Here is a 20871-nt window from a genome sequence, read left to right as displayed (position 1 = left end):
GAACCAGTTTGCTATCCTGTTCGGCGAGCGATTTATGCAGGCGCGTGGATAACGTGCTGTTCAACCGCCTCGCCCACAAAAATGCGGACAGGTTCTCGCGAACGGGCATGGTCAAACTGGCAAAATCGGCGTCGAGGGCGTCTGCGGTGTAGCGCAATGCATAGTCGACCGCCTGACGATAGAGATGAGCAACGAGTTTGCCCTTGACGTACACATGAAGCCGCATGATCACGCGTCTCCCATCGTGCGCTGTTCGGCTAGCACGTCATCCAGCGTGCGCCCGTGTCCGCGCTTCACCACGCCCAGGTCATAGCCAGCAGCCTCGAGAAGGCGAATGAGCGCCGATACGCTCATGTCGCCTCGCGCGAGCGTCTCCATGCGTGCAAGCGTTGTACGTGCGACACCGGCGTGCTCGGCCAGTTCTTTCTGTGAAAGTCCCGCGGAATGGCGAACCTCTCTCAGCATCTCTCCAATATCGGCCAGGGTTGTCATTTGTAGCCTCAGGGCGTCATAAATTGCCAAATTGGCTAACATTGTAGCCCTTCTGCTACAAATTGGCATACGCAAGTTGTGTCCTTGGGGCTACAAATTATAACTGACGGACTAGTTTTGTATCCCTGGGGCTACTGTGTGAGAGGCTGTTCTGCAGCAGCAGGCCATTGACCGTAGTCGTGTTCCTGGACCGCGTACGGTCAGGCCGGCGTCGGCCCCGTGCATGTCGCGGGCCTTTTCAGGAGGGGCGCGTTCAGAGCGGGTCCGGAAAACGCCACACCTGGCAACGATAGGCAGTTCTCGATGCGATGAGTCAGCCCACGCGCCCGCGCTTTCCTACGCCGCGCAAATGACTGTGCGGGGCCGCGCTCGTGCCCCCGGACGCCTCAACGAGCATCCTTTCACTCTGCTAGACTTTTCGGCCGCCTGTCGCCATCCGGGCCGCGCCCGGCCCATCGCGCCATGAACGAACACCACGCGCCGAATCCGATCACCGAGGTGCTGCGCGCCTACTGGAAGGCCGATCGCTGGATGTTGCTGACGGTCGCGGCCGTCGTCGTGCTGTCGAGCGCCACCGCCGTTGCCGCCCCCTATCTGTTCTCTCGCCTGATCGACGCGCTGTCGCATCGCGGCGTGCTGCACGCGCTAATGGCGGGCTTCGTGCTCTACGCGGTGCTGCTGGGCCTGTCCAGCGCGCTGCAACGCGTCGTGCAGTACCTGGCCTTCATGACTTCCGGGAATCTGGGATTCATCACCAGCACGCGCTTTTTCGAGCGCATCCTGAAGAAGACCACGGCGTTCTTCGTCGAGCATAATCCGGCCGAAATCCAGAGTGCGAACACGCGCGGCAGCCGGGCGCTGTCGGTGCTCGTGCAGCTCGCGCTGATGGATTTGATCCCCGGCACGCTGCAGATCGTCTTCACGCTCGTCACGCTCGGCGCACTGATCAATCTCGAAGTGACGGCCATCACCGCTGCGTATGGCGCGATCGCGGTGACAATCGCGATCGTTTCCGCGCGGCGCTCGCGCGTGTACCTCGATCGCGCGATCGAGGCCGGGCAGGAGAATGCGCGGTTCGTCGGCGGCGCGATCAACGCGATGGAAACGCTCCGGCATTTCGGCAGCCATCGCTGGATGAGCGAGCGTTTCGCGGAGAAAGCGCGCGCCGAGCGCGACAACTGGCGGGCGTACGTGATGCAGCACGTAGGCTTTCTCGCGCTGCTGGGGCTCGGCCTCGCAGTCCAGTTCTCGGTGACGTTCTGGCTGCTGTTGCCGCGTCATGCGGCCGGCGCGCTGTCGATCGGCGACATCGTGCTGTTCAACACGCTGCTGCTGCAGTTGAACCTGCCGTTCGACATGCTCGCGCGCTCGATCGACGAGAGTGTGCGTTCCCGCGCGGCGCTCGTGCCGTTCGCGGCGCTGTGGACGGCGCCCGAGGAGCGGCAGGTGTCGCACGCGTCGGCATTCGTGCCGCGCGAAGGGCGCATCGTGTTCGAGCGCGTCGGCTATGCATACGGCAACGGGCGCGGCGTGCACGACGTCGATTTCGTGGCCGAGCGCGGCGGCATCACGTTCGTCGTCGGCGAAACCGGCGCGGGGAAGTCCACCGTCTTCAAGCTGGCGCTGAAATCGATCGAGCCGACCGACGGCCGCATTCTGGTCGACGGCGTCGATCTCGCGACGATCGATCGCGCCGACTGGTACGGCGCGGTGGCCGTCGTGCCGCAGGACGTCGTGCTGCTGAACGAAAGCCTGGAGGACAACATCCTGCTCGGCCGGCCGCGCGATGCGCAGCGCCTGCGCGACGCGGCCGCGAAGGCCACGATCCTGCCGTTCATCGACGGCTTGCCGGACGGGTTCCGCACGACGGTCGGCGAGCGCGGCCTGAAACTGTCCGGCGGCGAGCGGCAGCGCATCGCGATCGCCCGCGCGCTGTACGGCAATCCGACCGTGCTGTTTCTCGATGAGGCGAGTTCCGCGCTCGACGAAGCCACCGAGCGCGACATTATGGAGCATGTGCGGCTGCTGGCCCGCGACGTCACGGTGATCGCGATCACGCACCGGCGCTCGGTCATCGGGCCGACCGACAAGGTCGTGCGGCTCGGCGAGGCACGCGTGTCGGCCTGATGCCGATGCGTTGCGTGGCGGCTCACCCGCGCATCGGTGGATTGAGCCGCGCGAACGCCGCCTGCCGACGATACGGGAAGTACGGATACGGCGCTTCCACCGCGCTCGCCGCGTCCAGCTTCGCGACCTGCACATCGGTCAGCGCCCAGCCGACCGCGCCGAGGTTCTGCCGCAACTGTTCCTCGTTGCGCGCGCCGACGATCACCGACGACACGGTCGGCCGCTGCAGCAGCCAGTTCAGCGCGATCTGCGGCACCGTCTTGCCGGTTTCTTCCGCGATCGCGTCGAGCGCATCGACCACGTCGTACAGGTGCGCGTCGTCGACCGGCGGCCCGTAGCTGGCCGTTTCATGCAGGCGGCTGCCTTCGGGCAGCGGCGCATTGCGCCGGATCTTGCCGGTGAGCCGGCCCCAGCCGAGCGGGCTCCACACCAGCGCTCCGAGGCCCTGGTCGGCGCCGAGCGGCATCAGGTCCCACTCGTAGTCGCGGCCGACGAGCGAGTAGTACACCTGGTTCGCCACGTAGCGCGACCAGCCGTGCCGGTCGGCCGCCGCGAGCGACTTCATGATCTGCCAGCCGGCGAAGTTCGACACGCCGATATAGCGGAGCTTGCCCGCGCGCACGAGATCGTCGAGCGTCGACATCACTTCCTCGACCGGCGTGCCGGCGTCGAACGCGTGCAGTTGCAGCAGGTCGATGTAGTCGGTGTCGAGGCGGCGCAGCGCGTCGTCGACGGCGCGTACCAGCCGTGCGCGCGACGTGCCCGCGTCGTTCGGGCCGTCGCCGGTCGGCAGGCCCGTCTTGGTCGAGATCAGCACCTGGTCGCGGCGCCCCTTGAGCGCGGCGCCGAGCACGCGTTCGGACGCGCCGTCGGAATACACGTCGGCCGTGTCGAACAGGTTGACGCCGGCTTCGAGGCAGATGTCGATCAGGCGGCGCGCTTCGTCGACGCCGGTATTGCCCCATGCACTGAACAGAGGGCCGGTGCCGCCGAAGGTGCCGGCGCCGAAGCTCAGGACGGGGACCTTGAGGCCGGAGCGGCCGAGCGTACGGTATTCCATGGGCATTTCCTCTCGTCGTGTGGGCGCGGCGAGGCCGCGCGTCGATCGTCAGGCGATCAATGTACCGTTTGCGACTTTTCCTGATAATCCTGAAGATGGCGAAAATATCCTTCGGAAGGAGCGAACAATGCTGCTCGACAACCTCGCGCTGTTCCTGCGCATCGTGGAGAAGGGCGGGCTGGCCGCGGCGGGCCGCGAGGTCGGCCTGTCGCCGGCCACGGTGTCCGAGCGGCTGACGGCGCTCGAGCGCCACTACGGCGCGGCGCTGCTCACGCGCACGACGCGCGCGATCAGCCTGACCGACGAGGGGCGCACGCTGGTGGACGGCGCGCGACGCCTGCTGGCCGAGGCCGACGAACTCGAAAGCCGTGTGCGGCTGGGCGTGCAGACGCTGTCGGGGCCGGTGCGGCTGAGCGCGCCGGCCGATCTCGGGCGCGAGCGCGTCGTGCCTGTCGTCGACGCGTTCCTGGCCGACCATCCGGGCGTCACGGTCGACCTGCATCTCGGCGACGGGTATGTCGACCTCGTCGGGCAGGGGCTGGATTTCGCGATCCGCCGCGGCACGCTGGCGGACAGTTCGCTGCGCAGCCGTTCGCTCGGCCGTGCGCGGCGCGTGGTGTGCGCGTCGCCCGCGTATCTCGCCGCACATGGCACGCCACGGCACCCGGACGAACTCGCCGTGCACGACTGCATCGTGATGCGCTTCGGCCAGGAGCTGTATGCCGAATGGCCGTTCAGCATCGATGGCGTATTGAAGCGCGTGGTGGTGCGCGGCCGGCGCGTCGCCAACGACGGGGCGCTCGTGCGCGCGTGGTGCATCGCGGGGCACGGCATCGCGCTGAAGTCGCTGGTCGACGTCGAGCGGGATCTGGCGTCGGGCGCGCTCGTCGAGGTGCTCGGGGCGTTCTCGCCGGGCGATGTGGATCTGCAGATCGTCTATCCGGGTAGCGTCGCGCAGCCGCGGCGTGTGCGGGCGTTGATCGACCGGCTCGCGCAGTCGCTGGCGTAAAAGCACGTTGCCCGCGCGCGGCCTGCGAGACGTTGTGACGCCGATCCCGCTGCGATCGCATCGAATGCGCGCCGGTGCGCACCGGCGCGCGGCATCGCAGGCTGGAATCGCCGTTCAAACCCATTGCCCACATTTCGTCATTTAGCTAATATTCAAAACGTCAAACGAAGCCGAACCCCCATGGACGACGTCACCCGCATCAGCGCCTTGGCCAACGAAAGCCGTCTGGCCGTGCTGCGCTGGCTCAGGCAGCCGCGCAAGCATTTCCCGCCGCAACCGCATGGCGATGTCGACGAACTCGGCGTGTGCTGCACGTACATCACCGAGAAGCTCGGCATCGCGCCGGCCACGACCACGCGCCACATGCGCATCCTCGCGGATGCCGGGCTCGTGCAGGCGACCCGCGTCGGCAAGTTCACGTACTACAAGCGGATCGACGGCGCGCTGCAACAGCTCGGCCGCGATCTCTCGCAACTCTGACTCTGACCGAGGCACCCGACATGGACGAACTTGCACTGCTGGCCGACGCCGACCGGCGCGCGCACGCGTATCTGGCTGCAACGAACGAACGGCGCGCGTTTCCCGATGCGGCGGCACTCGCCGGCCTCGCCGCGTTCGACGAGCCGCTGCCCGATACGGGCCGCCCGGCCGACGACGTGCTGCGCCTGCTCGACGAGCACGGCACGCCCGCGACGGTCGCATCGAACGGGCCGAACTACTTCGGCTTCGTGATCGGCGCGACGCTGCCGGCCGCGGCGGCGGCCGAGCGGCTGATGCTCGCGTGGGACCAGTGCGCGTCGTCGTATGCGAATTCGCCGGTGGCCGCGACGCTCGAGCGCCTGGCCGCGCGCTGGGTCGTCGATGTGCTCGGGTTGCCCGAAGGCAGCGCGGTCGGCTTCGGCACGAGCGCGACGGCCTGTACGCTCGTCGCGCTGGTGGCCGCGCGGCGCGCGCTGCTCGCGCGCAAGGGCTGGGATATCGACGAGGATGGCCTGATCGGCGCGCCGGAGGTGAAAGTCGTGATCTCCGCGCTTGCGCACATCACGGTGAAGAAGGCGCTGCGCGTGCTCGGCTTCGGGATGAAGCGCATCGTCGTCGCGCCGGTCGATACGCACGGCCGGATCGACCCGGCGCAGTTGCCGCCGCTCGACGACATGACGATCTTCTGTGTGCAGGCCGGCGAAGTGAACACCGGCGAATTCGATCCGTTCGCGGCATTGATTCCGCCCGCGAAGGCGGCCGGCGCGTGGGTGCACGTGGACGGCGCGTTCGGCCTGTGGGCGCGGGCGTCGTCGAAGCGTGCGCTGACGGACGGCATCGACGGCGCGGACAGCTGGACGACCGATGGCCACAAATGGCTCAACACGCCGTACGACGGCGCGATGGTGATCTGCCGCGACGCGGCCGCGCTCGCCACCGCGATGAACAGCGACGCCGTCTACCTGAGCGGCGCGCAGGATGCGCAGAAGAACCTGAACCTCGAATTCTCGCGACGCGCGCGCGGCATTCCCGTGTGGGCCGCGCTGCGCTCGCTTGGCCGCGCCGGCGTGGCAACGATGGTCGAGCGGCATTGCGCGCAGGCGGCGCGGGTCGCGGACGGCCTGCGTGCGGCCGGCTACGACGTGCTGAACCGCGTCGTGCTGAACCAGGTGCTCGTGCGCGCCGGCACCGACGAGGAAACGGCGGCGATCCTCGAAGCCGCGCAGGCGTCGGGCGACGTGTGGTTCGGCGCGACCGTGTGGCAGGGGCGGCCGGCGTTCCGGATCAGCGTGTCGTCGTGGCGCACCGAGGATGCGCACATCGATCGTCTCGTCGCGTTGCTGACGAAGCTGCGCGGCGTACACGTGGGTTGAGCGTCATGCGTCGTCCGCAGTCAAAATGGTTGCGTGCGCAACTTTAAGGCATTCGATGAAGTGCGACGTGGCCTGCGGGGGCTTGCGACCCGTCTGCAAGCGTGAAAATATCGGACAATAGCCATCGCGCGGGCCGCGCCGGCACCGCGTCCAACAGAAGCATTCACGCTTGCGAGATCCCCATGTCGACTCCCTTTCCCCGGGAACTGCTGAAGGCCGCCGATATCGCGAAGATGGAACCGACGCGCGCGGTGCATTCGCTCAATCCCAATGCCGTTCGTCTCAAGCGACAGCTCAGCGACCTGACGGGCCTGACGCAATTCGGCGTTCACCTACTCACGCTGATGCCCGGTCATGAATCGGCCGAATATCACCGCCACTTGTACGAAGAAGAATTCGTGTACGTGCTGTCCGGTACCGGCGCGGTGACGATCGGCGAGCACGCCAGTGAAATCGGGCCTGGCGATTTTCTGGGTTTTCCGCGCGGCGGAGAAGCGCATACGGTGCAGAACACCGGCGAGGCGCCGCTGGAGCTGCTCGTCGGCGGGCAGCGGCTCGAGCACGACGTGTGCGAATACCCGCGCGTTGGCAAGCGGCTGTATATCGCCGGCGAGCTCGAGGGGTATGTCGAACTGCCGAAACAGCCGTGACGGCCGATTGCACGTCATCTCGGGAGGAGGCCGTTCGTTCAACGTGCGCGAGCGGGACTGCCGCGGGATGGTGCGTGCACGTCGAACACGCGATGACGTCCCGGTTTCGGGCGAGTTGGACGACGCCTATCGTCGGCGCGGGCATCGCGAAGCGGCGAGGGTCGCAACGTGGCCACGCGAGATGAGCGATTCGTGCGCCGAACGCGCTTGATTTCAATAAATAGAATGGCTGCAGCCAGCGGCTGCCTACATCGATGCGTCAGATACCTTTTCTTGCTTTTGCGCTCTCGGCCCTCGTGCCCGGCCTGGTGTGGTCGTATTTGGCCGACGATCCCGGGTCGCTCAAATATTCCGTTCCAATCGCATATTTCGGCACGGCAGCGTTTGCGATTCCGCAATATCTGCTGGTCACGAAATACTGGCGCGTTTCGATGATTTCATCGTGCCTGTGCGGCAGCATCACGGGGTTGTTGACATGGATTGCCACTTATTTGATTTACACCGCCATCTGGGATGACGATGTTTTCAAGGCCGGCTTGTCGGTCGTTTTGGGGTTCCTGGCGTTCCTGGGCCTGGGGGCAGTGGCGGGCTTGGTGTTCTGGCTGATGCATCGTTGGCAGCAATCCAGAGGATGAGTTCGCTTATCGCGAACGGGGGGCGAAGCCGTCGCAGGGAGCAGCCGTCGCGCTGCCTGGCCTACCGGGCGGCGTCGCTGCATGCACGGGGGCCGGATCGATTGCGCTTCGATCCTGTGCCCCACCGCGCTTATGATGCGGGAACGCCACTGACAGGGTTCCACGCCATGGATGCGCCGCTCCCGCCGATGTCTGCCCCGCTTGCCGAAACGGCATCTGAAACCGAAACGGCACCTGAAACCGAAACCGCACCTGAAACCGAAACCGCCGGCGAGCCGCGCGCGTCGCGCCTGCACCGGCCGGTCGCGCTCGTCACCGGCTCGACGTCGGGAATCGGGGCGGCCGTCGCGCGTCGCCTGGCGGCCGACGGCTACGCGGTGATCCTGCATTCGCGCAGCTCGGCCGACACCGGGCGTGCAATGGCGCGCGAACTTGGCGCGGCCTACGTGCAGGCCGATCTCGCCGACGATGCCGAACGCGTGCGGCTGATCCGCGACGCCCTCGCCGTGCACGGGCGGCTCGACGTGCTCGTCAACAACGCGGGCGCCAGCCGCGTGATTCCGCATGACGACCTCGCGGCGGCCACGCCCGACGTGTGGCGCGAGATGCATGAAATCAACGTGATCGCGCCGTTCCGGCTGGTCGCCGAAGCGGAGGCCGCGCTGCGCGAGTCGGCGTCGCACGGGCGGGCCGGGTGCGTCGTGAACGTCAGCTCGCATGCGGGCGTGCGGCCGAAGGGCGCGTCGATTCCGTATGCGGCCGCGAAGGCCGCGCTCAATCACACGACGCGGCTGCTCGCACGCACGCTTGCGCCGGCGATTCGCGTCAATGCGGTCGCGCCGGGGCTCGTCGATACGCCGCTGACCGCCGACTGGACGGAAGCGCAGCAGCTCTGGCGCGAGCGCGCGCCGATGTGCCGCGCGGCGACGCCGGACGATATCGCGCAGACGGTCGTGATGCTCGTCGCATCCGATTACGTGACGGGCGAGATCGTGATGCTCGACGGCGGGTTGAACCTGACGTGACGTGGTGATGCGGTGACGCGGCGGCGCGCCGGCATCGCAGTTGCGCAACCGCCGCGGCCGTTCGAAGGCGTGCTCGATCAGCCCAGATTCGACCGCAGCCGCGCGAGCGCCTGATCGTGCGTGCGCTCGAACTTCAGCGGCGTGACCGCGATATACCCTTCGCCCAATGCGACCGTTTCCGAATCCGCATCGTCGTCGCGCGGCGCGCGCGCGAGCTTCAGCCAGTGATAGTCGATCTCGCGCGGATCGCGTCCCGACACGATCTCGACACCCTGCAGCGTGCCGGCGCCCTGGTTCGTCACCTTCAGGCCGCGCACGTCCTCGGCCGGCCGCGGCGGGAAATTCACGTTGAGGCACGCGTCGCTGTCCCAGCCGGCGGCGACGAGCCGGCGGATGACGTCCGGCGCATGCGCGAGCGCGGTGCCCCACGGCACCGCGTTGCGATCGACGAACGCCTGGCTCAGCGCGATGGCCGGCACACCGACCAGCATGCTCGTCATCGCGGCGCCGACCGTGCCGGAAAACACCGTTTCGGTGCCGAGGTTCGCGCCGCGATTCACGCCGGACAGCACGACGTCGGGCCGCGCGCCCTTCATCAGGTGGCTGACCGCGATCGCGACGCAATCGCCGGGCGTGCCGCGCACCGCGAAGCGGCGCTCGCCCTTGCGATGCACGCGCAGCGGTTCGTGCAGGCTCAGCGAATGCGACGTGCCGCTCTGGTCCTCGGCCGGTGCGACGATCCACACTTCGCGCGCGAGTTGCGTGGCGACCTGTTCGAGTATGTCGAGGCCGGGAGCGTCGAATCCGTCGTCGTTGGTGAGCAGGACACGGTCGAACAGCGGGCGGGTTGCTTGCATCGGGACGATCCTCGTGAAGGGCAATGAGAGGGGAAGTGCGGCGTGGCGCAAGCCACAAGGCTAGCACTCCGGCGTGAGGATCGTCGTGTCGCGCCGGTAGCGCCGGTCCGCGCGGACGTGAAAACGGGCGCATCGTGCGCCCGTTTGCCGTGTCGCGGCATGTGCCTGCCGGTGTGGCGGCCGGAACCGCTCAACCGAGCAGGTAGCGCAGCAGGCCGGCCGACACGACGCCGACGATGACGGTCGGCAGGATCGACAGGCGCGTCGCCGCGAGCAGCGTGATCGCGAGTGCGAACAGGTCGGCGGGGCGCGTCGACACGAAGGCCGGCGCGATCACCGAGATCAGCACGCAGCCCGGCACGTTCTCCATCACCGACGCCATCCGCGGGCTCAGCGTGCGGTTGCGCAGCAGCACGTAGCCGAGGATGCGCGACAGGTAGGTGGTCGACGCCATCAGCACGATCGTCGCGACAGTGCTGAAATCCGGCAGCTCAGGCATCGCGCGGCTCCCACAGCAGCGCGGCGATCAGCCCCGCGCAGGCGCCGGCCGCGACGTACCACGCGCCGGGCAGCGCGAGATGCGTGGCCGCCGCGACGACGAGGCTCACGAACCACGGGCGGCTCGCGCGCACCCCTTTCCACATGCCGCGCAGCAGCACCAGAAACACGGCCGTGAACGCCATGTCGAAGCCGTACTGTTCGACGTTGCCGATCGTCGGGCCGACCGCCGCGCCGAGCGTCGTCATCGAGATCCACGTCAGGTAGAGCCCCATGCAGATGCCCGCGTAATAGGGCACGCTGATGTGCGTGGCCGAGCGCTCGCGCGCATCGGCGAGCGACATCGCCCAGCTCTCGTCGCACATGAAGAACAGCGCGACGAACGCGCGACGGCGCGGCAGGCGCCGGATATACGGCTCGAACGCTGCCCCCATCAGGATGTGGCGCGAATTCACGAGGAACGACATCGCGACGATCAACGCGATGTGCGGCGGCGACGTCCACAGATGGATCGCCGCGAATTCGGAGCCGCCGCCGAAGTTCAGGCCCGTCATCATCGGCACCTCGAACAGGCTCAGCCCTTTCTGCGCGGCCTGCGCGCCCAGCACCAGCGCGAACGGCACGAAACCCAGCATGACGGGCAGCGCCGCGCGCAAACCGCGACCCATCTCGGCGACATAGGCGGGCTTGTCGCGAAGCCCGGACGACGTTGAAACGCTACTGCTCATTACTCCTCCTTCGGGGGAGGGATTGTCTGCTTTTTTGACTCGAATCGGGTTGCGTTGTCGCCAGATTTTTCTCAGAATTTGGCATTGAACGCGTGATGCACGAATTTTTTGGAATCGAATGCCAAATGAAACTTGACGCTATCGACCGCCGGATCCTGAGCGCGCTGCAGCGCGACGGCCGCATGCAGAACGTGGAGCTTGCGCACGAGGTCGGGTTGTCGCCGTCGCCGTGCCTGCGGCGCGTGCGGCTCCTCGAGGAAGCCGGCGTGATCGAGAAATACGTGGCCGTGCTGAATCCGGCGAAGGTCGGCAAGGGGCTGACGATCTTCACGCGCGTATGGCTGAAGGGGCAGGACGCGGAATCGGTGAACCGTTTCGCCGAGGCCGTTCAGCAGATGCCGGAAGTCGTCGAATGCCACCTGATGGCCGGCGACTGCGATTTCCTGCTGCGCGTCGTCGCGGCCGACATCGACGATTACCGGCGCTTCCAGATGGAATACCTGACGCGTATTCCCGGCGTGCTCAGCGTGAAGACCGACATTCCGATGCAGAAGGTCAAGCTCACGTCGGCGCTGCCGACCTGAAGCGGGGCGGGCGCGCGGCGACGCGTCGACGAGCGGTCATCGCGCGGTGACAATCGCCCGATAAACTGATGGGGTGAGTCGCATCGCACGTATTGCCGGTGCGGTCGCACACTGTTCGATGTGCAAGCAACTAACGGTCAATGCCCGACGCGATCGGCCAGGCGGCGCTGCGTGGCGCGCCGGGGTCGTGCGTCGGCGCGAATGCGTTTCTTCCTGTCGAGCCCTACATGCAGCCATTCAATACGCCGTGGAATTCGCTGGAAATCGTCAAGCTCACGCTCGGCGTGCTGACGCCGTTGTCGGTCGCCTGTCTCGGCTGGCTGGTCGCGCGCCGGCTGAAGCGGCTCGAGCTCGTGCAGTGGACCAACCAGCGGCTGATCGAGAAGCGGCTCGCGCTGTACGACACGGTCGCGCCGCAGCTCAATGCGCTGCTGTGCTTCTACACGTGGATCGGCTACTGGAAGGACATCTCGCCGGACGACGTGATCCGCGCGAAGCGCGACCTCGACCGCACGTTCCACATCTACCGCTACCTGTTCGACGACGACGTGTACGACGCGTATCACACGTTCATCCACGCGCTGTTCGAGATGCATACGGGGCCGGGCCGCGACGCGCGGATCCGCTCGCTGATCCAGGCGCCCGACGGCGACCGCAGCGTGCACGGTTCGTATGAGTGGAAGCCGGCGTGGTCCGAGCGTTTCGCGACCGCGAACGTCGTGTCGAAGGACGACGTGCTGCGGCACTACACGCAATTGATGGAGCGGCTGCGCGTGGCGCTGGGGGCGACGCGCTGAGGGCCGTTTTCATCCGCGTCACCGTGCGGCCGTTTCTCGAAGTGGCGAGCGCGACGCCGCGGGGCTTGATGGCGCGTATGTAGAAGCCGGCCGCTTTGGGGAGGCGCGTGATGCAGGCGAACGGTGACCGACCGCAACTGCGGACACAGGCGGTTGGTCAGACGTGAGGGGAGTTCGCGACCGTATTTCTTCGGTCGGAGAGATTGGTGGCGATGTGCGGACCCGAGCACGCTCGGGAAATCCGGGCCCGGCAAGCAGCGCGATTCGGTGTCAGCGTGGACCGGGCACGACGGATTCGCGACGGGGTTAGTTCCGCCCCGCCACCGCGAGCCGCGCCGCCAGCCCCACGAACACCGACCCGAGCAGATACTGCGGCACCTTCGACGGCCGGCGGCGCGCGCCGATCCGCTGGCTCAGCCGGTTCGCGGAGAGAATCACCGCGCCGTTCACGACGATCCCGATCAGGTTCAGCACCGTCGCGAGCACGAGAATCTGCACGGCGATCGAGCCGTGCTCGGGCCGCACGAACTGCGGGAACAGCGCGAGCACGAACAGCGCCATCTTCGGGTTCAGCAGGTTCGTCGTCAGCCCTTGGCGAAAGATCGTCGCGGTCGAATGGCGACGTTGCGACGCGACGGGCGACAGCGCGGTCGCATCCGAACGGAACGTTTTCCACGCGAGATACAGCAGATACGCGGCGCCTGCGAAACGCACCGCGTCATACGCGAGCGGCACCGCGACGAAGAGCTGCGACAGACCGAGCGCGGCCGCGAGCGCGTGGCAGTAGGTGCCGGCCTGAATGCCCGCGAGCGTCGCGAAGCCGGCGCGTCGCCCCTGGCTCACGCTGCGGGACGCGATCAGCAACATGTCCGGGCCGGGCGTAACGGTCAGCGCGAGACACGCGCCGGAGAACAGTGCAAGCGTGGAGAAGTCGATCATGGCAGTCCCTTGTGCTGGTGCAGCGTAAAAGGGAGGTCAGTTTAGGAGGGCGCGCGAGGCCGGTCAATCGAGCGAACGGACGATGGCCGGACGGCACGGATCGCGGGACGCATGCATTGCGCATGCGCGGCCTGCGCCCCTCACTATTTGCGACAGCCAACCTGATAATCGATCACGGTGTTTGCCGACGGCTGGTCCGGCTCGCCGCCCACCGTCGTCACGCCGAGCACGCCGGCCGCGTTCCGGTAGCGCAGCGCGCAATACCCGACGCCGGTGCCCGAACACGCTTCAGCTTCGACGATGCCGTGCTTCGCGAGCGTTGCAGCCCCGTCCATTGCATCCGGCTTCTCGCGCGGTCGCAGCGGCTGCCAGCCATGCGCGATCAGGATCCTCCGTGCCACGTCGAGCGGCTTGCCATAGACGTTCGGCACGACCGCGCGGCCGTCGCAGAACGTACGCTCGGCGGCGACGCGGGTCAACCGCAGGCCGCCGCTTTCTTCGTGCAGCTCGCCGACGGGCGCGCCGGGGCCGTTGCCGCCCCAGACGAGCAGCGCGCCGTTTTCCAGACGATCGACCGGGCCGAGCTGCCAGCCGGCCTTGCGTGCCGTATAGCCGAGTGCGACGAGTGTGGTGCCGTCGAATACGCCGATATTGCCGTTGCGCGCGAAACACATCGCGCTCGTGCCGGCGTTGAATCCGCTCGCGAAGGTCACGACCGTGTAGCGCCCGAGCGGTGCCTCGGACGTCACGATCCAGTTGCGCTGCGCGACTTCGCGGCCGGCCGCCGTGGTCGTTTTCGCGCGATATTGCGTGCAGAATGAATCGAGCGAACCGCTTTCAGGTGAGCGCGGCAGCACGCCGAGCGGCACGAGCGACGCCCCGGCGATCTCGGAGGCCGTGCGCAGCGTATCGGGCGAGGCCGATGCCGTGCCGCCGAACGCGGCACCGGCAAATACCGCGATCGAAACGATCGAAGCAAGACGGCGGGTGAGCGGTGAGGCAACGGAAAGAAACACGCAGGCTGTCTCCGGGGAAAGTGGAACGGGCGCGGCAATCGCGCGTTTTCGCCCGTATGTCATGGTCGCGCGCACCGCCCGGCGGCATGCGCCCGCGTCGCCGCCGACTCAGCCGTTCGCGACGACGTCGATGCGCAGCGCGTCGCCGCCGGCGACGATCGCCAGCAGGCGATCGACATTCGGGTGCGCGCCCGGACGATTGCGTGCGTCGGCCGTATGCTCGGCGAACACCGCGAGGCCGTGTTCGGCGGCTTTCGCGTCGAGCGTGCCGAACGCCTGCTTCAGATAGTGGTACACCGCGAGCGAGCCCTGCTTGCCCGGCTGGTTCTCGATGGTCGCGACCACGTCGCCGTTCGCGCCGACGAGATCGATGCGCGCGATGCCGTCGATGGCCGGCAGTTGCGCGAGGTTGTCCTTGAATACTTGGGTCGGTTGAATCACTGAAAACACTCCGTCGGTTCGGTCATGGGCCAAGGTGCGTGGCCGGCCGTATCTTATCCGATCAGCTTAGTGGCGCCGGCCCGCGTGCCGGTGCCGGCCGTGCGTCATGCGAGCGCCGCGTCCGCGAGTCGCGGCGCGCTGCCCGCCAGCATCGCGACCCGCAGCCCGGTCGCGCCGCCGCCCGCGTTGTCAGCGCGCCCGGCACCGCGACGCCAAATACCGCGCCGATCATCCGCGTCGCGTTCCTCAGCGATGCCGCCGTGCCGACGCGTGCGGCGTCAAGACCGCCCGGTCCCGGTCAGCACGCCCGCATCGCGCGAGCGCTCGATGTCGGGGCTGCGATACGCGTGCTCGGGAATCTCGGCGAGCCGCGACGCATGCACCTGTCGCGGCGCCAGCCCGTAGAACTTCTGGAAGCTCATGATCAGCGGCGACCACTTGTCCGGATCGATGCGGTCCGGCTGACCGTCCATCAGCAGGTCGGGGTGCGCGTGCACGCGCTGGATGCGCACCTCGAACACGCGAATGCGCCCGCGCAGGTCGGGCATGTCGTCGCCGATCCCGTGCGTGGCCGCGACGACCGCCTCCATATGCACCGGACATTCGAGCGCGCGCGGCGGCGCGACGGTTTGCGACGCGGCCTTGGTGAATCCGGCCGTGCCGAACTTGTCGGGCTCGAATACGTAGCCTTTCGCGCGCTTGCCGTCGGGCACCGGATACGTGCCGGTCGTGCGCGCGATCCGGTTCACCGCGTCCGCCTGCGCCGACGACGGCAGGTTCAGCACGCATTCGCCGGTGCGCAGCAGGTTGCGGGTGGTCTGCGAGCTGGCGGCGATGCCGATCACGCCGCGCCAGCCGAGCCAGAACGCGGACGAGATCGGTGCGAGATTGGCCGTGCCGTTTTCGTTCAGCGTGCTGATCAGCACGACGGGCGTGCCGAAGTAGAGGATGTTCGGTTCGGTGACGCAATGTGGCGCATTCATGTCGAGTCCTTCGTTGACGGGATCGGTTCTCATGCTGATCCCGTCGCGGCGGCACGGCGCTCCGAATCTTGTCGTGTCATTCCGAAACGTGCGCGCACAGGCGTCGCCAGCGCCGCGCCGGACCGAGCCGGCAGCGCGCAGCCTTTTCCGCTACAGTAAGAAATCGAAGACCGCGGCCGCCTGCATCACGCCGGCGCGTGCGGTCACGTTCCGCCAACGCACACGAGGGCCTGATGGACACCGAGCAACCCGAGCAACGCTACACCGCCAACGCGCCGACCCGCGCGGAAGTCGATGCACTGGGCGGCGCAACCGTCATCGAATTCGGCGCGAACTGGTGCGGGATCTGCGCGGGCGCGCAGCCCGCGATCACGGCGTCGTTCTCCGCGCATCCTGCCGTGCGGCACCTGAAGATCGAGGACGGCCCCGGCCGTCCGCTCGGCCGCTCGTTCGGCGTGAAGCTGTGGCCGACGCTGGTGTTCCTGCGCGATGGGGTCGAAGTCGCGCGCGTCGTGCGCCCCGTCGACGCGAAACAGATCGAAGCCGACGGCTTCGCGGCGCTGGCCTGAGATCATGGCGATGCAACAGGCCATCACGCACGTCGGCGTCGATACGCGCGGCAGCGGCCTCGTCGAAGTCACGCCGCGGGTGCGTGCGTTCGTCGACCAGCAGGCGATCCGCACCGGCCTGCTCACCGTGTTCTGCCGCCATACGTCGGCGTCGCTGGTGATCCAGGAGAACGCGGATCCGTCGGTGCAGCGCGATATCGAACGCTATTTCGCGACGCTCGCGCCCGAGGACGACACGCGCTACGAGCACGACACCGAAGGCGCCGACGACATGCCCGCGCATCTGCGCACGGCGCTCACGCAGGTGCAGTTGTCGATTCCGGTCGAGCACGGACGCATGGTGCTCGGCACGTGGCAGGGGATCTATCTGTTCGAGCATCGTCGCGCGGCGCACCGGCGCGACCTCGTGCTGCATCTGATCGGCGAGTAGGCAAGCAGGCAAGCAGGCAAGCAGGCAAGCAGGCAAGCAGGCAAGCAGGCAAGCAGGCAAGCAGACGGGAACGCGTGACGCCGCGCCGGCGCGCGGCTCAGGCGAGCAGCTTCTCGACGAGCGCGCCGAGTTCGCGCAGGTGGACCGGCTTCGGCAGGAACGCGTCGAACACCCGCTGGTTCTCGCGCAACGCCGCCGATTCATACGCGCTGACGCCGAGGATCGCCGGATGCCGGCCGTCGTCGTCGGGTTCCGCCACCGCGCGAATGCGCCGCGCCACGTCGAATCCGCTCAGGTCCGGCAGTTCGAGGTCGAGCACGACGAGGTCGTAGCGGCCCGTACCGAAGCGCGCGACGCCGTCCTGCCCGGTGCCGCACAGATCGGCGTCGACGCCGAGCGCCGACAGCATCGCACCGAGCGTTTCGCGCGCGTTGTCGTTGTCGTCGACCACCAGCGCGCGCCGGCCGCGGTGCGCCGGCACGGGCGGCAACGCGGGCACGTCGACGGCCGCGGTGCCGGCCGTGTCGACGCCGGGTACTTCGACCGGCAGCGTCACGACGAACTCGCTGCCTTCGCCGACCACGCTGCGCACGTCCACATGCCCGCGCAGCGTCGTCACGATTTCGCGCACGACCGCGAGCCCCATGCCGATTCCGTCCACGTGCAGCCCGACCGCGTCGTTCGCGCGATAGAACGGCTCGAAGATCTTCGACAGATGCTGCTTCGCGATGCCGGCGCCGGTGTCGCGCACGGCGATCTTCACCTGCTGGCCGGCCGGCGCGTCGGCGAGCGTGATCGCCACCGTGATCGAGCCGTCGGCCGTGTACTTGACCGAGTTCTCGATCAGGTTCGACAGCACCTGCCGCAGTAGCTTACGATCGGAGCGGATCGCGAGGCCGGGCGGCTCGACGAGCTGCGTGACCGCGATCCGCCTGGCCACGATCTTCGTGCGCAGCGGTTCGAGCACTTCGGCGAGCAGCGGCGCGATGCCGACGGTATCCAGTTCGGCGACGCGTTTCGTCGAGCGCAGCTTGATGTAGTCGGTGAGGTCCTTGACGAGCGCTTCCAGCGCCAGCGCGGAATTCTGCAGCCGCCGGATCGTCTTCAGGTTCGCGTCGGATTGCGGGCGCGCCAGCAGGATCTCGATCGATCCGCAGATCGCCTGCAGCGGCGTGCGCAGTTCGTGGCTGACCATCCCGAGGAACGCGTTCTTCGCCTCGATCATCTCGAATGCGCGGTCGGATGCCTTGCGTTCCGCATCGAGCGCCGCGTTTTGCCGTTCGAGCAGGTCGTCGCGCGTGCGCATCGTGTAGAACAGCAGCAGGAACAGCGCGCACAGGATCACGCCGAGCACGATGCCGAGGATCAGGAGCGCGCGCTGCTTGTCCTTCAATTGATGGAACGTGAAATCGCGCTGCGCCATTTCGATCGCGCGGAAATAGTTCGCGAGGCCGTTGACCTTCGGCCAGTACGCATTGACTTCGTCGATCACCTGCCGCGCCTGCTTCGGCGCGTCGCGCAACAGCGGTACCTCGCGCTTCAGGCGCGTCATGAATTCGCCGAGCGCGTCGATCTCGTTGCGCGCGCGCGGGATGCGCAGCCAGTATTGGGACACTTCCGACGGCCGCTGCAGGAACCCGAACGACACCGACAGGCTGTCGAGCTGCATCTGCACGTGATCGAAATCGTCGTCTTCGTGCGTCGCGTAGAGAATCAGCTGCCGGTCGAAGCGCGTATAGACGTTGCGGTATTGCGCGGCGGTCCAGAACACGCCTTCGCGCGGCCCCTCGAGCACGCCCTCGTTGACCGAGGTGGCGAGGAGGTCCCACAGCAGGAACGCCCACGCGGCGAACCCCATGATCCACAGCGAGCCGAGGACCAGGATGATTTTTCTATTTTTCCATCGCCGCCGCGTCATGTCACTTCACGGTCAGGCCGATGATCTGCCACGCGAACTTGGCTTCGCCGAGCGGCGTCTTCAGCTCGTCGGGATACTGGTCGCGCGGATACATGATCCACAGCGGGCCGTAGTTGTCGTTGCCGAGCACCTTGCCGTTCATCGTCCGCGCGAGGATCACGCCGTACTTGTCGGCATCGGACACGGGAATCGTGAACGTGTATTCGTCGATGCAGCGGAATTCGATCTGCGTGCCGTGCGCGCCGACCGTCTTCAGCACGTCGGACAGGCGCGGGCCGGTGAAGGTCGCCTTCGGCGTCCAGCTGGTCGACGTGACGATCGTATGCTGCGGCAGCGCCATCAGCGCCTGCTCGGAAAAGATGTAAGTCATCTTTCCCTGCTGGTTGCTCTTGCTGATCTTGCCGTCGACGGTGAACGTGAACGACGACGCGGCCCATGCCGCGGCGGCCATCCCGAGCAGGCAGGCCGTCAGCAGGCTTTTGGTCCAGATGGTTGAAACGCGCATGTCTTTCCCTCGGTCTGGTGGTGCGTGTGGCGGGTTGTCGTTCCGGTTTCCGTTCCCGGTGCCCGGTGCTCAGTTCGTCGCCGCGGCCGCCGCCGACAGCGTGAGCTTCAGTTCGCGGGCCACTTCCGCGAACAGGATCGGCAGGCGCACCGGCTTTTCTTCGCAGCGCGCGTTGTAGTGCGACACGATGTGCGCGATTTCGTCCTCGCTCGCTTCGCCGGTCGAGATCTTGCCGGTCAGCAGGAAGATCGGCGCGCCGCTGTTTTCGCTCGAGCGGATGCCGCGCACGAGTTCGGCGGCCGTCTGGTCGCCGAGCATCCAGTCGAGGATGTAGCCGTCGAAATCCTCGACTTCCAGCGCCTTGCGGAAGCTCGCGCCGTCGAAGAACGGAATCGCGTTCACGCCTTTTTCGATGAAATATTCACAGACTGTTTCGGCGACGTCGTGCGAATCGTCGACCACGGCGATCCGCGCCGCATACACGTTCGGCTGCGCCGAGCGCAGCTCGATCACGTCGACCGGATACGTGCGGCCCTCGCGCGCGTGCTGGCGTTCGGTGACGATCCATTCGCCCTGCCACTGCAGCGCGACGAAATCCGTCTCGATCTGGCTGGTGGCCTTCGTCGAGATCGCGGCGCGGCAGCGGAAGCGCTTCGATTCGATCACGAACGTCGCGTCGATCATCTCGGCCGCGGCCGGCTGCGTGCCCTTGTCGTCGAGCAGGATCGCGGGCGGCACGCCGAAGTGCGTCGCGATGTCCTGCAACTGCGACAGGTTCCACGGGATCAGGCCTTTCATCTTGCGCGTGACGACCGAGAAGCTCAGGCCGAGCACGTTCGCGATCGTCGTGTTGTGACTTCGCGGCGGAATGCCGTTCCGGTTCAGGAGATCGCGCACCTTGTTGGCGGTGATGAGATCGACGTTGGCCTGCTCGGTGGTGGACATCTCGATGGGGTCTCCAGGGGTTTTGGCGAGGAAGAGCATATCAAAGCTGACGCGTCATGCAAACTTTAAATGCGCGAAGGACCTTGACATGCCATTTTTCTCCATTATTATTGCTCACCACGTCACTATTGTTTGTCGCGTCATGTTTGGGGGTCGATGCCGGCACAGTCGGGTCGGCGAAAAGCGGCAGCAATGAAGCAGTGACGGAACGATTCGAAGAGAGAGCCTGAGAGAGCCTAGGACTGCGTGTCGGCGTTGGCGGATGGAATTGTATCCGCTGCGCCGCACGCAACCGGGTACGAGCCCACGGGGTGGGATAGCTCGAAGAATTGCGGCGCCAATAAAACTTGAGGAAAGTACCCATGTATCGCCGTTTACTCGCACCGGGGCTGCTGTTGCTGTTGGCCGCGTGCGCGCAGGATCCGTCGGTTACCGCCAGCACGGTACGGATCTGCGACGACACAGGTTGTTCCGATCGCCCTAAAGATCAGGTCTCCTATCAAAAAAGGGACGATGCGGAAGACCGGGACGATCCGCGCATCGCCGCGCTCAAGCAAACCGCGAAGACCCAGCCGAAGGCCGCCTACGACCTCGGCCTGCGTTATTTCCGTGGCGACGGCGTGCGCCAGGACAGCTACCAGGCCCTCAAGTGGATGCGCGAGGCCGCTGAGCGCGGCGACCTGAATGCGCAGAAGGCGCTCGGCAGTTTCTACCTGTTCGGCCTCGAGGAAATGGGCTCGGATTCGCGCGAAGCGGAGAAGTGGCTGTCGATCGCGGCCGGCCGCGGCGACAAGGAATCGAAAAAGCTGC

General features: G+C 66.9%; 24 protein-coding genes and 1 pseudogene. 12 read left to right on the top strand and 13 right to left on the bottom strand.

Features of this window, described 5'->3' with window-relative positions; genetic code table 11:
* Nucleotides 1-226: pseudogene (locus HWX03_RS36525) on the bottom strand (hypothetical protein); the annotation flags it as partial.
* 2 nt (nt 227-228) lie between these two features.
* Nucleotides 229-492: a helix-turn-helix transcriptional regulator gene (locus HWX03_RS36520; RefSeq protein WP_175874662.1), complete on the bottom strand. Its 264-nt coding sequence runs from the start codon at nt 490-492 to the stop codon at nt 229-231.
* Between the two features lie 462 nt (nt 493-954).
* Between HWX03_RS36520 and HWX03_RS36515 the strand changes: the two genes are divergently transcribed.
* Entirely contained in the window at nt 955-2619 is a 1665-nt protein-coding gene (locus HWX03_RS36515; protein WP_175874658.1) for an ABC transporter ATP-binding protein, read from the top strand.
* Nucleotides 2620-2641: 22 nt separating this feature from the next.
* Here the strand turns inward: HWX03_RS36515 and HWX03_RS36510 are convergent, their stop codons facing one another.
* Nucleotides 2642-3679, bottom strand: a complete 1038-nt coding sequence (locus HWX03_RS36510) for an aldo/keto reductase (protein ID WP_175874657.1) — start codon at nt 3677-3679, stop codon at nt 2642-2644.
* A 127-nt stretch (nt 3680-3806) separates the two neighbouring features.
* Here HWX03_RS36510 and HWX03_RS36505 point away from each other — a divergent pair, with 127 nt between their 5' ends.
* The 6 genes from HWX03_RS36505 (at nt 3807) to HWX03_RS36480 (ending at nt 8851) form a co-directional block, all read left to right on the top strand.
* On the top strand, nt 3807-4688 hold the full coding sequence (locus HWX03_RS36505; RefSeq protein WP_175874656.1) for a LysR family transcriptional regulator: 882 nt from the start codon (nt 3807-3809) through the stop codon (nt 4686-4688).
* A 180-nt stretch (nt 4689-4868) separates the two neighbouring features.
* Complete coding sequence (locus HWX03_RS36500; RefSeq protein WP_175874655.1) at nt 4869-5168, top strand: metalloregulator ArsR/SmtB family transcription factor; 300 nt, start codon at nt 4869-4871, stop codon at nt 5166-5168.
* Between the two features lie 20 nt (nt 5169-5188).
* Nucleotides 5189-6541, top strand: a complete 1353-nt coding sequence (locus tag HWX03_RS36495; protein WP_175874654.1) for a pyridoxal-dependent decarboxylase — start codon at nt 5189-5191, stop codon at nt 6539-6541.
* 182 nt (nt 6542-6723) lie between these two features.
* Complete coding sequence (locus tag HWX03_RS36490) at nt 6724-7191, top strand: cupin domain-containing protein (RefSeq protein WP_175874661.1); 468 nt, start codon at nt 6724-6726, stop codon at nt 7189-7191.
* A 254-nt stretch (nt 7192-7445) separates the two neighbouring features.
* On the top strand, nt 7446-7826 hold the full coding sequence (locus tag HWX03_RS36485) for a hypothetical protein (RefSeq protein ID WP_175874653.1): 381 nt from the start codon (nt 7446-7448) through the stop codon (nt 7824-7826).
* A 167-nt stretch (nt 7827-7993) separates the two neighbouring features.
* Entirely contained in the window at nt 7994-8851 is an 858-nt protein-coding gene (locus HWX03_RS36480; RefSeq protein WP_175874652.1) for an SDR family oxidoreductase, read from the top strand.
* A gap of 77 nt (nt 8852-8928) precedes the next feature.
* On the opposite strand, the gene surE is transcribed toward HWX03_RS36480, so the two are convergent.
* The 3 genes from surE to HWX03_RS36465 form a co-directional block, all read right to left on the bottom strand.
* Entirely contained in the window at nt 8929-9708 is a 780-nt protein-coding gene (surE, locus tag HWX03_RS36475; RefSeq protein WP_175874651.1) for a 5'/3'-nucleotidase SurE, read from the bottom strand.
* Nucleotides 9709-9898: 190 nt separating this feature from the next.
* The gene (locus HWX03_RS36470; protein ID WP_175822847.1) at nt 9899-10198 is read right to left on the bottom strand and encodes an AzlD family protein; all 300 of its coding nucleotides are present in this window, start codon (nt 10196-10198) and stop codon (nt 9899-9901) included.
* 1 nt (nt 10199) lies between these two features.
* Nucleotides 10200-10934, bottom strand: a complete 735-nt coding sequence (locus HWX03_RS36465; protein ID WP_006486303.1) for an AzlC family ABC transporter permease — start codon at nt 10932-10934, stop codon at nt 10200-10202.
* A 125-nt stretch (nt 10935-11059) separates the two neighbouring features.
* Between HWX03_RS36465 and HWX03_RS36460 the strand changes: the two genes are divergently transcribed.
* Nucleotides 11060-11518: an Lrp/AsnC family transcriptional regulator gene (locus HWX03_RS36460; protein WP_006486309.1), complete on the top strand. Its 459-nt coding sequence runs from the start codon at nt 11060-11062 to the stop codon at nt 11516-11518.
* 227 nt (nt 11519-11745) lie between these two features.
* On the top strand, nt 11746-12315 hold the full coding sequence (locus HWX03_RS36455; RefSeq protein WP_175874660.1) for a hypothetical protein: 570 nt from the start codon (nt 11746-11748) through the stop codon (nt 12313-12315).
* A 306-nt stretch (nt 12316-12621) separates the two neighbouring features.
* On the opposite strand, the gene HWX03_RS36450 is transcribed toward HWX03_RS36455, so the two are convergent.
* From HWX03_RS36450 to HWX03_RS36435, 4 genes are all read right to left on the bottom strand, one after another.
* Entirely contained in the window at nt 12622-13254 is a 633-nt protein-coding gene (locus HWX03_RS36450; RefSeq protein ID WP_175874650.1) for a LysE family translocator, read from the bottom strand.
* Nucleotides 13255-13397: 143 nt separating this feature from the next.
* Entirely contained in the window at nt 13398-14270 is an 873-nt protein-coding gene (locus HWX03_RS36445) for a hypothetical protein (RefSeq protein WP_175874649.1), read from the bottom strand.
* 108 nt (nt 14271-14378) lie between these two features.
* Nucleotides 14379-14711 carry a DUF2322 family protein gene (locus HWX03_RS36440; protein WP_124594909.1) on the bottom strand — a complete coding sequence of 111 codons (333 nt, stop codon included), beginning with the start codon at nt 14709-14711 and terminating at the stop codon, nt 14379-14381.
* Between the two features lie 278 nt (nt 14712-14989).
* Complete coding sequence (locus HWX03_RS36435; RefSeq protein ID WP_175874659.1) at nt 14990-15694, bottom strand: flavin reductase family protein; 705 nt, start codon at nt 15692-15694, stop codon at nt 14990-14992.
* 233 nt (nt 15695-15927) lie between these two features.
* On the opposite strand from HWX03_RS36435, the gene HWX03_RS36430 reads away from it, so the two are divergent.
* Complete coding sequence (locus tag HWX03_RS36430; RefSeq protein ID WP_175874648.1) at nt 15928-16263, top strand: thioredoxin family protein; 336 nt, start codon at nt 15928-15930, stop codon at nt 16261-16263.
* 10 nt (nt 16264-16273) lie between these two features.
* Complete coding sequence (locus HWX03_RS36425; RefSeq protein ID WP_175874647.1) at nt 16274-16693, top strand: secondary thiamine-phosphate synthase enzyme YjbQ; 420 nt, start codon at nt 16274-16276, stop codon at nt 16691-16693.
* A 97-nt stretch (nt 16694-16790) separates the two neighbouring features.
* Here HWX03_RS36425 and atsR read toward each other — a convergent pair whose 3' ends face one another.
* The 3 genes from atsR to HWX03_RS36410 form a co-directional block, all read right to left on the bottom strand.
* Nucleotides 16791-18611, bottom strand: a complete 1821-nt coding sequence (gene atsR, locus HWX03_RS36420; RefSeq protein ID WP_175874646.1) for a hybrid sensor histidine kinase/response regulator AtsR — start codon at nt 18609-18611, stop codon at nt 16791-16793.
* Between the two features lies 1 nt (nt 18612).
* On the bottom strand, nt 18613-19116 hold the full coding sequence (locus HWX03_RS36415; RefSeq protein ID WP_175822720.1) for a molybdopterin-dependent oxidoreductase: 504 nt from the start codon (nt 19114-19116) through the stop codon (nt 18613-18615).
* 69 nt (nt 19117-19185) lie between these two features.
* Nucleotides 19186-20061: a helix-turn-helix domain-containing protein gene (locus HWX03_RS36410; protein ID WP_175822719.1), complete on the bottom strand. Its 876-nt coding sequence runs from the start codon at nt 20059-20061 to the stop codon at nt 19186-19188.
* A gap of 362 nt (nt 20062-20423) precedes the next feature.
* On the opposite strand from HWX03_RS36410, the gene HWX03_RS36405 reads away from it, so the two are divergent.
* Nucleotides 20424-20871: SEL1-like repeat protein (locus HWX03_RS36405; protein ID WP_175874645.1), on the top strand; the 448-nt coding region annotated here is incomplete at its 3' end.

The sequence above is a fragment of the Burkholderia sp. BCC0397 genome, from assembly GCF_902832865.1.
GTDB lineage: Bacteria > Pseudomonadota > Gammaproteobacteria > Burkholderiales > Burkholderiaceae > Burkholderia.
The sequence above is the reverse complement of the archived record's forward strand: the minus strand, read 5'-3'. Positions and strand labels throughout refer to the sequence as shown.